The organism is Desulfovibrio sp., from assembly GCA_016208105.1.
Classification (GTDB): domain Bacteria; phylum Desulfobacterota; class Desulfovibrionia; order Desulfovibrionales; family Desulfovibrionaceae; genus Fundidesulfovibrio.
Genome location: JACQYS010000010.1, coordinates 1 through 14,829, shown reverse-complemented (window position 1 = coordinate 14,829; position 14,829 = coordinate 1). Strand labels below are relative to the sequence as shown.

Sequence of the window (14,829 nt, the reverse complement as noted above, 5' to 3'; positions counted from 1 at the left end):
GACCGCAGAACATGCGAATCGTCCCGGCCCGCCGCATAAGCCAGGCCTTTTTTCTCGCCGTGTTCCTGTGGTTCTGCGTGGTGGCCACGGTGGGACCGGCCTGGTGGCAGCTTCGCGGCTGGCCCATAAACTGGTTTCTGAGCCTCGACCCGCTCACCGCCCTGGCCACTGTTCTGGCCACTGGGACACTCTATTCCCAACTCATCTGGGCGGTGCTCGCGGCAGTGCTCACGGCGGCGCTTGGACGTTTTTTCTGCGGATTCGCCTGCCCCCTGGGCACAATAAACCAGGCCACCGGCTGGATCTCGCGCCGCCTGGCCTCCAGGGACGAGCGGGTCAAGGCCAACGCCCACCATGGCCTCCAGGGGTTCAAATACCTTCTTCTCGTCTTCTTTCTTGTCTGCGCGGCCATGGGCTCGGTTCAGACCGGACTTCTGGACCCCCTGCCCCTGTTGCACCGGTCCGTGAACTTCACGCTTTTGCCCCTGGCCGATCCCGGCACCGGAGTTCTGACCGACGAGCCCCGTTTCTACGAATCAGCCTGGCTCTTCGGGGCTGTGCTTATCGCCGTGGTGGGGCTCAACCTTCTTCGGCCCAGGTTCTTCTGCCGCTTCCTGTGCCCGCTGGGCGGGCTTTTCGCGGTGCTGGCGCGTTTCGCTCCCTGGCGGATCGGCAAGGTGGACGCCCATAAATGTGGCGACTGCCGCCTGTGCGAGGAATACTGCGAGGGCGGATGCCGCCCCTCGGGCGAGATCATCCAGAGCGAATGCGTGCTCTGCCTGAACTGCTTAAGCAGCTGTCCCAGCGGACGCATAGGCTTCAGACCCCAGCCTTCGGCCGCAGGCGAACTGCCGATGGTCTCTGTTTCACGGCGAGGGCTCATCGTATCCGTGGCCGCCGGAGCCCTTGCCGCTCCATTGTGGCAGGTGGGCGCGTTGGCCGGGGCGAACCGCAACGCCTCGCTCATCCGGCCGCCGGGCTCCCTGGACGAGGACCGCTTCTTGAGCCGCTGCATACGCTGCGGCCAGTGCATGCGGGCCTGCCCCTCCAACATCATCCAGCCATCATTGTTCGAATCCGGTGTGCAGGGGCTGTGGACCCCGAATCTCAACTTCCGCATCGGGCGCAGCGGCTGCCAGGTGAACTGCGTCGCCTGCGGCCAGGTGTGTCCCACAGCGGCCATCCGGCCCTTGAGCCTGGAAGAAAAGCACGGGGTGGGTGAATTCGCCAAGCTCGGCCCGGTACGCCTGGGCACGGCCTTCGTGGACCGCTCGCGCTGCCTGCCCTGGGTCATGGACAGGCCCTGCATCGTCTGCCAGGAGCTCTGCCCGGTAAGCCCCAAGGCCATCTACACCCGCACGGTGTTCGAAACCATACGCGACGGCAGGGTGGCCGTGGCCCGCGTCCAGGCGGACAGCCTCGATCTTCTGACCACACCCGTATCGTCCGGCATCAATCTGGGGAGTGGCGACTACGCCGTGCGGCCGAGTTCGCGCCCGGACGCCACGCCCAGGCGCATACTGGCCCTGGCCGGGCAGCGCCTTACGCTGGACAGGCCCCCGTCCGGCTGGCCGGGCCTTGCCGCCGGAGACAAGGCGGACATCGTGGTGCGGCTGCAGCGGCCCTTCGTGGACCCGGCCCGCTGCATCGGCTGCGGCATGTGCGAACACGAATGCCCGGTTTCCGGGCTTCGGGCCATACGGGTCTACAGCGAAAACGAGTCCCGCTCGCGCCCGGGGCGGATGCTCATATAAATTGCATTTCCTGAGTCTCGATGTATGAAAACAAACATGTCTCCACACGACAGCCAATCGGCCGGTTGAAGGTACGGCTAGGAGGGACCGACCATGAATAATAAGAACGACAAACCAGGATTCTCCCGCAGGGACTTTCTCAAAGCTGCCGGAGTTTCCGGCCTTGCAGCCGGGATGGCCCCGGCCCAGGCTCTCGCCGCGCAAGGCGATCCAGCCGCTTCTCAAGCTGGCGGCATCCCCAAGCGCAAGCTTGGTAAAACCGGCGTGGACGTGTCCGTCTTGAGCCTTGGCGGCATGTTCGACACCATCAACAACCAACTGCTGCTCAAACAAGCCCACGCCTGGGGCGTCACCTATTGGGACACGGCCGAAGCCTACGGCAACGGTCTCTCGGAAGAGGGTTTCGGCCGCTACTTCAGCCGCAACCCGGGAGCACGAAAGGACATCTTCCTGGTCACCAAAATCGTGCCCAAGGCCGGCACCGACTATACCGCCAAGCTCGATGCCGCCCTAAAAAGGCTCCAGACGGACTACGTGGACCTCTTTTTCATTCACGCCATTTCAGGAATCGACGAGATGGCTGCGCACAAAGACTGGGCAGCGGCCATGAAAAAGGCCGGCAAGATGAAGTTCTTCGGCTTCAGCACCCACACCAACATGGAAGACTGCATGTTAGGTGCCGCCAAGCTCGACTGGATCGACGCGGTCATGGTCACCTACAACTACCGCCTCATGCAGACTCCCAAGATGCGCGAAGCCATGGAAGCCTGCGCCAAAACCGGCATCGGCGTGGTGGCCATGAAGACCCAGGGCGGCGGCCCGGTGAAGACCGACTCCGAGGCGGAACTCAAGATGGCCGGCAGGTTCCTAAGCCGCGGTTTCACGGACAAGCAGGCCAAGCTCAAGGCGGTCTGGGAAGAGCCGCTCATCGCCAGCATCTGCTCCCAGATGCCCAACCTGACCATCCTTTCGGCCAACGTGGCCTCTGCCCGGGACAAGACTTCTCTTGCCCGCGAGGACGTCGAGGTTTTCAAAACCCTGGCCGAGGACACCAAGTGCGACTACTGCGCCGGATGCGGCAGCATCTGCCAGGGCGCGGTGGGCGGGCTTGTGGCTGTGAACGACGTCATGCGCTGCCTGATGTACTACCGCGACTATGGCGACAAGGATCTGGCCAGGGAGGTTTTCGCCTCGCTTCCTGACGAAACCCGCGCCAAGCTTCTGGAAGTGGACTACTCCGGCGCCGAGCGGGCCTGCCCGCAGGGGCTGGCCATTGCGGAGCTCATGCGCGAGGCCCAAACGCTTCTGGCCTAGCATGTGAGAGGCTTTTGCGGGATACCCCACCCCCTCCATGCATTCTGAAGAACCATCCAGGAGGTTCCGGTATTTCACTGGAGCCGCCTTGATTACTCTAGCTGCGCATGTAACGTGGCCCGCTGGGGCAGCCACCCGGACCAGCTTCCCGAAAAGCGGCAGCGAACAGGGTGCCGGAAAACAAAAAGGCGCCGGAAAACCGGCGCCTTAATTGGGTAACTTTCAAACAGGACAGTCTACGTTAATTCAACCGCCTTTGCCCCATGCCATGGGACAGCTGGCGAGCGCCCGTATCGCCGTCGCCGGTGTTCTGCATCTGAGCGATGAGCCCCTTGAGCTGATCCGCCATTTCCGCAAGACGTTCCACCACTTCCACTGTTTCGGCCATGCCCGCTTCGGTCTGGTGCGCCACAGCATTCACATCGGTCAGGCTGCCGTTAATGTGCTCCGAAGCGGAAGACTGCTCCTCGGCAGCGGCAGCTATGCTCTGCACGTTCTGGGCGTTCACGTTGGTCAAATCCACAATCTGCTGGAGTGATTTTCCAGATGCTTCAGCAAGATCATTGGAGTGGTTGACGGCCTTGGCCGCCTCTTCCATGTCCCGGATGCTAAGGCCCACGGAATCCTGAATGGCCTTTATCTTGCCGCCGACCTCCTGGGTGGCGCCCATGGTCTTCTCGGCCAGTTTGCGAACCTCGTCGGCCACCACGGCGAACCCGCGCCCTGCTTCGCCTGCCCTGGCCGCCTCTATGGCGGCGTTTAAGGCCAGCAGGTTGGTCTGGTCCGCGATGTCGCTGATGACGTTCATGACTTGGCCGATGGATTGGGCCTGGGTGCCGAGTTCGTTCATGTTCGAACGAAGATGCTCGGTAACGGAGCTTACCTTGTCTATGGCTTTGACGCTCTCGATGACGATGTCAGCCCCTTCGCGAGCCTTTTCCTGGGCGGTGCCCGCGCTGTCCGCGGCATCGCTGGCGTTCTTGGCCACCTCCAGAACCGTGGCGTTCATCTGCTCCATGGCCGATGCCGCTTCGGACAACCGGCTCTTCTGCACTTCCGTGCCCCGCTTGACCTGCTCCATCTGTGTCGACAGCCTACCGGCATAGCCGCTCAAGCTGTCCGAGAGCTCCAGGGATTCGTGGGCGATGGAGCGGATCATGTCCAGAATGCTCTTGATCTGGTGTTCCTTGGTCTCGGCCTGGGCAAGGGCCTCCTCGGCCTGCTTGGAATGGCCATCAGCCTCCACGGCCTTGCGGTCGGCTTCGGCGATCTTGTCCTTCAACCCATCCACCATGGTGGCCATGGACTCGGAAAGCTGGCCCAGCTCGTCATTTTGGGAAAGCTTGCACTTGGTGGAAAGGTCGCCACCGGCAATGCTCACCGAACAGTCCGCAAGAAACCGTACGGGCTTGGAAATTGCCCTGGATATGAACATGCTGAGCAACACGGCAAGCACAACGGAAATGGCGGTTGACGCGTAGAGAAGGATCTTCGTGAAATCGAGGTCGGACATCAACGCTTTCTTGTCCGTATCGATGCCTGCCTTCACCTTCTCCCGCATGCCCTGCAAGAGCTCCTGCACCGAGGCCAGGGACTTCAGCGTCTGCGTGGTGTAGGCCTCCTGTGCTTGAGCCTGGTTCTGCTCCTTCTTGAACTTCTGGATGGAGATGGCCGTTCCGTGAAGCTCCTTGTGGGGCTGTTCAATGGACGTGAGCAGGCTTTTGAGCTCCGGGCTGGCCTGTTCGAGCTTCGTGCGGTCGTCGCTGTAGAACCATTTGCCAAAGGCGCACTTGGTGGCGTCCGAAGAGACGGAAAGCTCCGTGGCGCTATGGTCGTGCACGAACTGGCCAAGGGCCTGCGCCCATTTGAGGTGGTCGATCTCGCGCTGCAAGAGGCTCATGGAGAGGTCGTACTTCTGCATGGTGCCGTTGGCGTGATAATTCACGTCGCTGACTTCCCGCGACGTCAGCAAAAGCACAATGAGAAAGATTGCTGTAACGCTGAAAAAACCCAGCTGTATTTTCCGACCGATTTTCATGTCTGCCCAACGCATGAGTCCCCCCCTCCAAATGAAATGATCCATAAACCAGCAGGCTTACATGCCCCCCACGGGCGCGTACTCTGTTTGTAAACCAAATAATTAGCATACCAAACCTATTCCGAAAAGGTAGGAAAGCAGGTATTTAACGCGAAAATGTATTGGAAAATGGAAGAGTAAAAACAAAGAGCCGCGGGACACCCTGCGGCTCTTTGATGGGAAGAGGCAAATAGCGGAATGGGAGAAGGCTTTATATGGCCGAGCCTGTGTCTTTTCCCTCGTCCTTGGCCCGGATTTCGGCACGCTTGATCTTGCCGCTGATGGTCTTGGGAAGCTCAGGAAGAAACTCCACTATCCGGGGATACTTATAAGGAGCGGTCACGCTTTTCACGTGGTTCTGGATCTCCTTCACCAGTTCCGGAGACGGCTCGTATCCTGGAGCAAGAACCAGGGTGGCCTTCACCGCCTGGCCGCGCTCGGCATCGGGAACGCCGGTAACTGCGGCCTCGACCACGGCCGGGTGCGTAATCAGGGCGCTTTCCACCTCGAAAGGCCCGATGCGGTAGCCGCTGGACTTGATGAGGTCGTCGTTGCGGCCAAGGAACCAGAAGTAGCCGTCCTCATCGGCCCAGGCCTTGTCTCCGGTGTGGTAGTAGCCTCCGTACATCACCGAGGCCGTCTTCTCGGGCTCGTACAGGTACCCCTCGAAAAGCCCCAGGGTCTTGCCGTCGCCAAGGCGAATGCAGATTTCTCCCTCCTCACCGGCCGGACAGAGGTTGTCCCTGGCGTCCAGAAGCACGATGTCCCACCCTGGGCAGGGTTTGCCGATGGAGCCCGGTTTCACGGGCATGTTGCCGAAGGCGCCGATCTGCAGGGTGGTCTCGGTCTGGCCGTATCCCTCGTAGATGGTGAGCCCGGTGGCCTTCTTCCAGGCGTGGAACACTCCCTCGTTCAGGAGCTCGCCCGCCGTGGTGCAGTGCCGGAGGTTGGAGAGGTCGAACTTGGTGAGGTCCTCGCGGATGAGGAAACGGTAGATAGTGGGAGGGGCGCAGAACACGGTGACCTTATGGTCGCAGATCACCTGGAGAAGCTCGGCCGGGACGAACTTGCCCCGGTAGTCCCAGGTGAACACGCAGGCCCCGGCCATCCACTGGCCGAAGAACTTGCCCCAGATGGACTTGGCCCACCCGGTATCGGCCACGGTGAGGTGCAGGTCGCCGGGGCGCAGGTCGTGCCAGTAGACGCCGGTGGTTATGTGCCCCAGCGGATACTTGTGGTTGTGCACCACCATCTTGGGCATGCCGGTGGTGCCTGAGGAAAAGAAGATGAACATGATGTCGTCGCCGCCGGGAGCGTCGGCCGGCCTGGCAAAATCCGCGGACGCGGCCGCCTCGATGGCTTCGTAGGCGCTCCAGCCGGAACCGACCGGTTTTTCGCCAACCCGGACGAACATCTTAAGCGTCGGGCAGGCGGCCTTGACGGCGTCCACACGCTCCACGAAATCCTCTTCGACCACGCAGCCCTTGATGCCCGCCTTGTTCACGCGAAATTCCACGTCGTGCGCGGTGAGCAGATGCGGCGAAGGCACAGGCACGGCCCCGATCTTGTGGAGGGCCAGAACCGCCACCCAGAACTCCACGCGGCGCTGGAGCACGATCATGATCTTGTCGCCCTTGCCGATGCCCAGGGCCTTGAAGGCGTTGGCCAACCTGTTCGAGTGGGCGCTGAAGAAGACCAGGTCGTAGTCGCGGCGCGTTCCGTCCGGGCCTATGTGCACCATGGCCGGGCGTTTGGGGTCCTTCTTCGCCTCCACGTCCAGGAAGTCGAACGCGAAATTGTAGTTGGCGGGAACATCCACTTTAAATTGGGCGGAAAAATCATCGAAGCTCTCGTAGCGCGTAAATTCAGGCTGCATTGTCCATCCCTCTAGATGATGACGTCCAGGAAAACGGCCTCTTTTCCATCCAGGGCACGCATGGCGTGCGGGATCGTGGAGCTGAAATACAGGCTGTCCTGCGGTTCGAGGACCACCGTGTCCTTGCCCAGCACCACTTCCATTCGCCCCTGAAGCAGGAAGATGAACTCCTCTCCGGCATGCTGGTTGTAATCCATGCCTTCGCGTTCGCGCGGGGGAACGGTTACCAGGAAGGGCTCCATGGAAGGCTTGTTGAACCGGTACGCCAGGGACTGGTACTTATAGGCCTTGCGGCGCGTGGCGGAGAGGCCTTGGCCCTTCTTGACCAGGCAGTACTGGTGCAGCTTCGCCTCGGTTCCTGTGATGAGGGCCGTAAGATCCACCCCCGTGGCCTTGGCCACCGCGTAGAGGTAGCTGACCGGGACTTCGCGTTCCCCGGATTCGTAGGACAGGATGTCTTCCACCGAAACGTCCAGATGCCCGGCCAGATCCTCTGGTGAAAGGTTTAGGACTTCGCGCAAATCCTTGATACGCCGGGAGATGTCGCGGTCGTAGGAAGTCGGAAGGCTCATGAAATCCTCCTAGGCATTTGTTGGGCGCAAATATCCCAAATCGGTCAGAAATACGAGCATTATTCACACTAATGAGGGGTTGCCGAACGGCGGGAAGGTCTTATATGTAGCTCTGGCACATCCCTGGGGGCGCACTGGTTTCGACGGGGATTGCGACGTCAAGGTTGCAGGCCGAGGGTCCGCATGGCCTCGTTAAAAATGCGGAAAACAAGATAATCGCCAACGATTACGACTACGCTCTGGCCGCTTAAGGCCAGCCTTCCTCCAGCACACGCCCGGTAAGCTGGATGTGGAGGACACCCCCCTGGGCTGGCGTTCGCTGTTCGACTGTTGAAGCGAGCGTAAGAACCTAAATGGTCTGGGTTCGGGACGCCCGGCCGGAAGGCAAGTCCGAACCGAGATTAATTTCCGGCCTATGCCTGTAGAAGCTTTGCCCCAGCGTTCTCGGACGGGGGTTCGATTCCCCCCGCCTCCACCAACAGGACTTCCAGTACAGTCCAACAAAGTCCACATCCCCCAGGAATTTAAGGAAAAAGGCGGGCCGCAAGGTCCGCCTTAGTCCGTTTTGGTCCGTTGACAGCCAATATTTTTGTGAGTAACCCTGTGAGTAATGAGAGCATACGGGGAAAGGTGCTGTGAGTAACGCACCTAAGCCGCACCCCTCTTAGCCTCCCACCTGCGGAGGTTACTCACAAGGCTCTCGACCTTTTCCGGAGGTTACTCACATGGCACTTACCGATCTGGCCGTGAGGAACGCAAAGCCCGGCCCCACCCTCGTCAGGATCGCAGACGCCCGAGGCCTGTCCCTGGAGATCGCCCCTAGCGGGGGAAAGCGTTGGCGCTTCCGGTATCGCTTCAACGGCAAGGCCAACATGCTGTCCCTCGGGGTCTACCCTGACGTTTCCCTCAAGGATGCCCGCGAGCGGCGCGACGAAGCCCGCAGGCTTCTCGCCCAGTGCATTGACCCTGCCCAAGTTCGCAAAGCCGTTGAGACTCAGGATGCCGAGAACGTCGAGACGTTCGAGCGCATTGCCCGCGAATGGTGGGCCAAGTTCCAACCTACCTGGACCGAGGAACACGGTGGGCAAATCCTTCGCCGTCTGGAATTGAACGTCTTCCCCTGGATCGGCCCGCGCCCAATCAAGGACGTCACTGCCCCCGAAATCCTGACGCTGGCCCGCCGCATCGAGTCACGTGGAGCCCTGGAAATGGCGCACAGAACCATCCAAGGATGCGGCCAAGTTTTTCGCTACGGCATCGCCACTGGCAGATGCGAGAGAAATCCCGCCGCCGACCTTCGCGGGGCTCTCCCTCCGGTCAAAGAAAAACACCACCCCAGCATCATAGACCCCAAGGCTATCGCCCCCCTCCTCCGCTCCATGGACAATTACCAGGGCTCGCCGGTCACAGCTTGCGCCCTGCGCTTGGCCCCCCTGGTGTTCGTGCGCCCTGGCGAGCTTCGCCATGCTGAGTGGAGCGAGATCGACCAGGAGGCCAAGGAGTGGCGAATTCCCGGCCACAAGATGAAGATGCGAGAGCAGCACATCGTCCCTCTATGCAGGCAGGCCATCGCCATCATCGAAGAACTGCGCCCAATCACCGGCCACGGGAAGTACCTCTTCCCTTCCATGCGGACCCTGGACCGGCCCATGAGCGAGAACACCGTCAATGGAGCCCTACGCCGCCTGGGCTACACCAAAGACGAACTGACCGGCCACGGGTTTCGGTCCATGGCCTCTACCCTGCTTAACGAACAAGGCTGGAACCGTGACGCCATCGAGCGCCAGCTTGCCCATGCCGAGCGTGACAACATCCGAGCGGCGTATAACTATGCTGAGTTCTTACCTGAGCGGCGGAAGATGATGCAGGCCTGGGCGGATTACCTGGACGCCTTGAAGTCTGGCGCAAAAGTGATACCGATTCATCAAGAGCGAATGAAAGGTAATTAGCAGCATTTCCCGGCCTAGGGGCGGAGTAGCTCCATCCCTAATTCCTGATTCACTGCTGGCTGTACAAGGAAATTTTGGATCAAGGACTGTGGGAGACTTAACTGTGGAAGAAATATCTTTTTTAGAATTTCTCGAAGACTTTGGGAAAAGAGATGATTTGGGTGGATCACTTCCGTCTATTCTAGAAGAGCTGACTAGACTTCAACCATACTACCTGTTGTGGGCTGAATATCTTAAACGAAGCATTATATATAAGGAAACTGTGGAATGGGTAAATAATGTCTTGAAAAACAATCCTGATTTGGATTGCTTGAATAATCCATTTGATTCATTTGGCAACTACACTACAATACTAGACTTAAGCTCTGCGTTTAGAGTATTAAAGATAATCTACACTGACGCACGTGATCTTCAGCTAAACTACAACCCTGATAACATATTTGAGTACGCAATATACAATAAGTTCCCACATAAAGAAGAGTTAATTTTTACATACATTATTTTTGGGGATGTATTCTCAGATGAGTATATAGAAAATTTTACTAAACCAACAGGAAGGATATATAATATTGCAAGAATGTTTGTGTATAGACACGACAGAATAAAGCGCAAAATAATTGACATGAATGACAAGAAAGAACTACAAACAACAGTTAATTGCAGTATTGAAATGTTTGAAGACAAGTATGGCAAGAAACCAAGCATAGACGACCTATACACTGTCTTACATGAATGGTTTTCTGAGTCTAACAACTTATTTGTTGAGATTGACATTGTTGGATTAAGCAATAAACAAATATTCAATCAGATAAAAGATTTAATTAACTCACACAAAGACAAGATAAAATATGAACAAAAACACAGCTTACATGATAGTTTCCAGTTCCAACACCCAACAGTAACAGGAAATCTCGAAGAATTGCGACGCTACTTACGTGCTTTTGACTTAAAGAAAGAAGGCAAAACAATTCGCGAAATATCATCTGCTATATATGAGCGGGATCTTGATGACGACGTCCGTAGAGTAGTATTACGCGACATCGACAAAGCAAAAAGAATAATTGCGAATGCGGAAATCGGACTTTTCCCAGGAAAATATTAAGGTTATAATAGGGTGACAACTTAATATAACTACTAGTGTGTCACTGTGACAAGCTCAAGATTCGTGAGCTATGTCACCGTGACAATTTAATAATTACTTCCTCTGGCCACTTATGTCTTTCGGTTTTATTTGGTTTGTACTGGTAAACACCTTTAGGAGGGTTTGCCAATGCAAGCCGAGCATCAAAAAGAACGCCTTCTTCGCCTCCCTACCGTCCTTGACCGTGTAGGCTACAAACGTAGCCGTTTCCTCGACCTCGTACGCCTCGGGGTATTCCCCCGCCCGGTGAAACTCGGAGCCCGTGCCGTGGCTTGGCCGGAGAGCCAGATCGACGCCATCGTGGAACGCCTCGCCTCCGGTCAGGGGGTGCCCCATGAGTAACAACACCCCCCAGAAACAGAAAAACCCCAGCTGGCACCAGGGCTTTTCTGAAAACACAAACGTAGAAAACAACACCCCCAATCTGTCCCAAACCGCCGCTCCGGTCAAGATCGACGAAGCGGCCAACACCTCCGACGCCCAGCGCAAGCGCCTTCTGGAAGTTCTCCGCAACCGGAGCCTGACCACCCTGGAGGCCCGGCGGGAACTGGACGTGCTCCACCCCGCAGCCCGTGTCATGGAGCTTCGCAAACAAGGTTACGACATCCAGACCATCCGTGTCCCTGACCTGACCTCCGAAGGCCGCGCCCACAACGTGGCCCGCTACATCCTTCGGGGGGACTGCCGATGAGCGGCATTGACCATTCCAAACCCATGCCCTCGAACCCCGACGCGGAACAATCCGTACTGGCCGCGATTATGGCCCGTCCGGAACGCATCGAAGAGGCAGCCGTAGAACTGAGCCCGGAGAGCTTCCACGTCCCCTCCCATAGGATCATGTACCAGGCCATGCTGACGTTGCGGGAGCAAGCTAGAACCGTTGACCTTGTGACCCTGGCTGATTCGCTCTCGCAAATGGGGAAGCTCGAAGACGTTGGCGGCCCGATCCGCTTGGCGGAAATTGCGGCGGGGTACGTTGGCAACTTCATTGAGTCCGTTCGGATCGTCCGTGAAATGGCCGCGCGGCGATCCTTTGTTGAAACAGGCCTGGCCCTTGTGGACGGCGGCCACGACATGACCCGCGACCTGCCCGCCCTGGCCCGGCTGGCGAACAAGGCGGGGGCAACGGCAGTGCTCAACGGGCCGCGCCTTGTGGTGGCTGACGCGGCGCAACTGCTCTCATTGGAGCTGCCACCGCGCGAGTACATCCTCACCCCCGTGATACCCCGCCAGGGCCTTGTGATGCTCTACGCTCCGCGCGGGGTGGGCAAGACCTTCGTGGCGCTGAGCCTGGCTTATGCCGCCGCTTCGGGGCAGTGGGTGTTCCGCTGGCAGGCTCCCAAACCCCGCCGGGTGCTCTACCTGGACGGCGAGATGCCAGCCAACACCATGCAGCAACGGCTGGCCGCCATCGTGGCCGGGTATGAACTGGAACTGCCCGGCCCCGATTGGCTGCAATTCATCACACCCGATCTTCAAGGCCTGGGGTTGCGAATGCCCAATCTCGCTACGCCTGAAGGGCAAGCGGCCATCATGCCGCACCTTGAGGGCGTTGACCTGGTTGTGGTGGATAACCTTGCCACTTTGGCGCGGGCTGGCCGGGAAAATGACGCCGAAGGCTGGTTGCCGGTCCAGGCATGGATGCTTGGCCTGCGCCAGCGGGGCTTGAGCGTATGCATGGTCCACCACGCCGGGAAAGGCGGCCAGCAACGGGGTACGTCCAGCCGCGAAGACGTGCTTGATACGGTGATAGCTCTCAGACGCCCCCACGACTACCAACAGGAAGAAGGCGCACGTTTCGAAGTCCACCTTGAAAAGGCTCGGGGTATCTGCGGCGAAGACGCCAAGAGCTTCGAGGCCACGCTTGAAACTCAAGGTGACGCCCTTGTCTGGCGATGCCGCGACATCGAAGACGCGCGGTTAGCCCAGATTCGCGCCTTGCTGGATGAAAAGATGACCGTCCGGGAGATTGCCGAAGAGACCGGCATCCCCAGGTCCACCGTCCAGAGAATGAAACGGAAACTGGAGGCGGCATAAAGGAGCGCCACCTCCTCCATACCCCATGTGTCCCACTGTCTCATTCCCTATGGCGTGGGACAGTGGGACAAAGCCCCCGAGAGTGGGACACCCAGCGGGACAGAAATAAAGGCACCCACCCTCAAATCATTGGCTGAAAAGGTGTTACGGACTGTCTCACCTGGGACAAACACCGGGACAGACAGTGGGACAGGGAACAAAACAGTGGGACAGAACGCCGTGTTTCCGAGCCGTTTTGTCCCACGTCCCAAACCTTCAGATTCGACCGATGCGGACACCGAGCGGACACAACTTCGCGCGCGCGAGAACTCCACTCCGGTTCTTCTTCCCGAAGCCCCTCCCCTGGAGGCCCTGGCCCTGTTCGAGCGCGAACCTCGTGGCGTGGTGTCCTGGCTTGCCCACCAAAGCCAAGGACAACCCCGCCACTTATCCCCCAGGTGGGTAACAGTCATTCAAGCCGAAGCCCGGTTGCGGCTTCAAGAGGTAGAAGCATGACCCCGACGAAATACGAGGGCAAGCGCCGGAGCCCTTTAGAAGCAATCCGCGCATTCTGCATGTGGTGTTGTGGCGGCCAGTGGTCGGAGATTGCGGCCTGTCCGTCCAAATCCTGCGCTTTCCATCTCTACCGACGGGGAGCCATCCCGAAAGGGGCTGGCCGTTCTCTTGTGAGAATCATCAAGGCCCGTTGCCTCGACTGCATGCCCGATGGCGCGGCGGACTGTGACGCCTATCAGGCTGTAGAACATCATCCCCCCTGCCCGTGCTGGCCCTTCCGCATGGGAGGCAATCCGAACATCGGAGTAGAGACAAGAAAGAAACGCCGGGAACAAGGCAAGCGTCAGATGAATTTTGCTGCTCCACGGCCTGGATCGGGTCTCAGAATCACACGTAAGCCCATGATGGAGGCAATACCTCATGAAAGAAAACAAGACGCCCCCTGCTAAGACTTCAAAGAGCCGTTCAACCAAGAATAAAACAAAAACACAAAAAACCGGTGTTCCTCCAAAAGAAACCATGCCCGTTCAGGAATTGACAACGGAAGAGAAAGCTAAGGTTGATGCATGGTCCTCACGTGAAAAGGCCAAAACAAAACCACCCAGATTCAAAGTCACCCAGGGCAAGAGCTTTGAGATCGGCCATGCAGGACCAGACAACAAGTTAGCATTCTGGGCAGAAGCAATTCAAAACTCAACGGGCTTCAGCTCCGTAGCGCAAGGGGCCAATTTTATTGCCCAGGTAACTCAAGCGATAACCCCTTTTTTCGGGCAAGATGCGGAGACTGTCCAGAAAGCGTTGAATGATTCAGCGGCTAACCTCCTTGAGTTAAAGCCTGGAGACGCCACGGAAGCCCTACTTGTGGGCCAAATGCTTGCCTCAAACAACGCCGCGATGGACTGCATGCGACGGGCCATGCTCAAGGACCAGACATCCTACGGGCGTGAGTTCAATCTCAAGTTTGCAGACCGTTTCATGCGAACCTACACAGCCCAAATGGAAGCCCTGACCAAGTACCGCAAGGGCGGACAACAAAAGGTCATCGTGGAGCATGTCCACGTCTACCAGGGCGGGCAAGCCATCGTCGGCAACGTCAATCAACCTGGAGGGGGGAGGGATGGACAAAAAAAAGGAGATACAACCCCTTGCCTGCGGGCCATCGACCAGGGAAAAGCCGGAATCCCGCTTCGACTTGAGGACGGTCAAGAGGTGTGGTGCGAGATGCAAGAGGACGGGGGTACCCTGCCAGCAACCAGCGATGGCTAATGGCCGTTGCCGTCTGCATGGAGGAAAATCACCTGGAGCACCAAGAGGCAACAAGAATGCTTTGAAGCACGGTTATTACTCAGCGGAAGAACAGGAACTGCGAGCGGAGGTGCGGGAGCACTTGAGATTGATGAAGGAAACGCTAAGAAACTTCTAGAGACTTATCGATTCAGAAGGTCCACTCCTTTTATAGAGTGGGCCTTTTGAATTCGTGGCTATTGCCTTCGCTCCGCAATTTCCATACTTTATAGAAAGAATCTAGACTGTTGAGGAGGCTCGCCATGGCCAAACCTTACCACGATATGGACCTGATTACATTCCAGCGCCGGTTCGGAACCGAAAAGGCCT

At 58.1% G+C, this 14,829-nt stretch carries 11 protein-coding genes and 1 other RNA gene; 9 read left to right on the top strand and 3 right to left on the bottom strand.

The window, feature by feature from the left end; all coding sequences use genetic code 11:
- The first annotated feature begins 11 nt into the window (after nt 1-11).
- Together HY795_05270 and HY795_05265 are read left to right on the top strand one after the other, a co-directional pair.
- Entirely contained in the window at nt 12-1,754 is a 1,743-nt protein-coding gene (locus HY795_05270) for a 4Fe-4S binding protein (GenBank protein ID MBI4804627.1), read from the top strand.
- A 93-nt stretch (nt 1,755-1,847) separates the two neighbouring features.
- A complete protein-coding gene (locus tag HY795_05265; GenBank protein ID MBI4804626.1) occupies nt 1,848-3,068 on the top strand; it encodes an aldo/keto reductase in 1,221 nt (406 codons plus the stop codon).
- A 241-nt stretch (nt 3,069-3,309) separates the two neighbouring features.
- Here the strand turns inward: HY795_05265 and HY795_05260 are convergent, their stop codons facing one another.
- The 3 genes from HY795_05260 to HY795_05250 form a co-directional block, all read right to left on the bottom strand.
- Nucleotides 3,310-5,121 carry a CZB domain-containing protein gene (locus HY795_05260; GenBank protein MBI4804625.1) on the bottom strand — a complete coding sequence of 604 codons (1,812 nt, stop codon included), beginning with the start codon at nt 5,119-5,121 and terminating at the stop codon, nt 3,310-3,312.
- A 235-nt stretch (nt 5,122-5,356) separates the two neighbouring features.
- The gene (locus tag HY795_05255; protein ID MBI4804624.1) at nt 5,357-7,021 is read right to left on the bottom strand and encodes an AMP-binding protein; all 1,665 of its coding nucleotides are present in this window, start codon (nt 7,019-7,021) and stop codon (nt 5,357-5,359) included.
- An 11-nt stretch (nt 7,022-7,032) separates the two neighbouring features.
- A complete protein-coding gene (locus HY795_05250) occupies nt 7,033-7,593 on the bottom strand; it encodes a cupin domain-containing protein (protein MBI4804623.1) in 561 nt (186 codons plus the stop codon).
- A gap of 125 nt (nt 7,594-7,718) precedes the next feature.
- On the opposite strand from HY795_05250, the gene ssrA reads away from it, so the two are divergent.
- The 7 genes from ssrA to HY795_05215 all read left to right on the top strand — a co-directional run bounded on the left by ssrA (nt 7,719) and on the right by HY795_05215 (nt 14,481).
- Nucleotides 7,719-8,071: a transfer-messenger RNA gene (ssrA, locus tag HY795_05245) on the top strand.
- A 247-nt stretch (nt 8,072-8,318) separates the two neighbouring features.
- Nucleotides 8,319-9,542 (top strand): tyrosine-type recombinase/integrase, encoded by a 1,224-nt coding sequence (locus HY795_05240; GenBank protein MBI4804622.1) that lies wholly within the window; start codon nt 8,319-8,321, stop codon nt 9,540-9,542.
- Between the two features lie 103 nt (nt 9,543-9,645).
- Nucleotides 9,646-10,644, top strand: coding sequence for a hypothetical protein (locus tag HY795_05235; GenBank protein MBI4804621.1), 999 nt, complete (start codon nt 9,646-9,648; stop codon nt 10,642-10,644).
- Between the two features lie 168 nt (nt 10,645-10,812).
- Nucleotides 10,813-11,025 (top strand): AlpA family phage regulatory protein, encoded by a 213-nt coding sequence (locus tag HY795_05230; protein MBI4804620.1) that lies wholly within the window; start codon nt 10,813-10,815, stop codon nt 11,023-11,025.
- On the top strand, nt 11,018-11,374 hold the full coding sequence (locus HY795_05225; GenBank protein MBI4804619.1) for a helix-turn-helix domain-containing protein: 357 nt from the start codon (nt 11,018-11,020) through the stop codon (nt 11,372-11,374). The genes HY795_05230 and HY795_05225 overlap by 8 nt, the downstream gene beginning before the upstream one ends.
- The gene (locus HY795_05220) at nt 11,371-12,720 is read left to right on the top strand and encodes an AAA family ATPase (protein MBI4804618.1); all 1,350 of its coding nucleotides are present in this window, start codon (nt 11,371-11,373) and stop codon (nt 12,718-12,720) included. Before HY795_05225 ends, HY795_05220 begins: the two co-directional genes overlap by 4 nt.
- 915 nt (nt 12,721-13,635) lie before the next feature.
- The gene (locus HY795_05215) at nt 13,636-14,481 is read left to right on the top strand and encodes a hypothetical protein (protein ID MBI4804617.1); all 846 of its coding nucleotides are present in this window, start codon (nt 13,636-13,638) and stop codon (nt 14,479-14,481) included.
- The last annotated feature ends 348 nt before the right edge of the window (nt 14,482-14,829 follow it).

Coding starts and splice junctions, on each gene's coding strand:
- HY795_05215 (MBI4804617.1), top strand. CDS start 13,636: ATGAAAGAAAACAAGACGCCCCCTGCTAAGACTTCAAAGAGCCGTTCA.
- HY795_05255 (MBI4804624.1), bottom strand. CDS start 7,021: ATGCAGCCTGAATTTACGCGCTACGAGAGCTTCGATGATTTTTCCGCC.
- HY795_05265 (MBI4804626.1), top strand. CDS start 1,848: ATGAATAATAAGAACGACAAACCAGGATTCTCCCGCAGGGACTTTCTC.
- HY795_05220 (MBI4804618.1), top strand. CDS start 11,371: ATGAGCGGCATTGACCATTCCAAACCCATGCCCTCGAACCCCGACGCG.
- HY795_05270 (MBI4804627.1), top strand. CDS start 12: ATGCGAATCGTCCCGGCCCGCCGCATAAGCCAGGCCTTTTTTCTCGCC.
- HY795_05260 (MBI4804625.1), bottom strand. CDS start 5,121: ATGCGTTGGGCAGACATGAAAATCGGTCGGAAAATACAGCTGGGTTTT.
- HY795_05250 (MBI4804623.1), bottom strand. CDS start 7,593: ATGAGCCTTCCGACTTCCTACGACCGCGACATCTCCCGGCGTATCAAG.
- HY795_05240 (MBI4804622.1), top strand. CDS start 8,319: ATGGCACTTACCGATCTGGCCGTGAGGAACGCAAAGCCCGGCCCCACC.
- HY795_05225 (MBI4804619.1), top strand. CDS start 11,018: ATGAGTAACAACACCCCCCAGAAACAGAAAAACCCCAGCTGGCACCAG.
- HY795_05230 (MBI4804620.1), top strand. CDS start 10,813: ATGCAAGCCGAGCATCAAAAAGAACGCCTTCTTCGCCTCCCTACCGTC.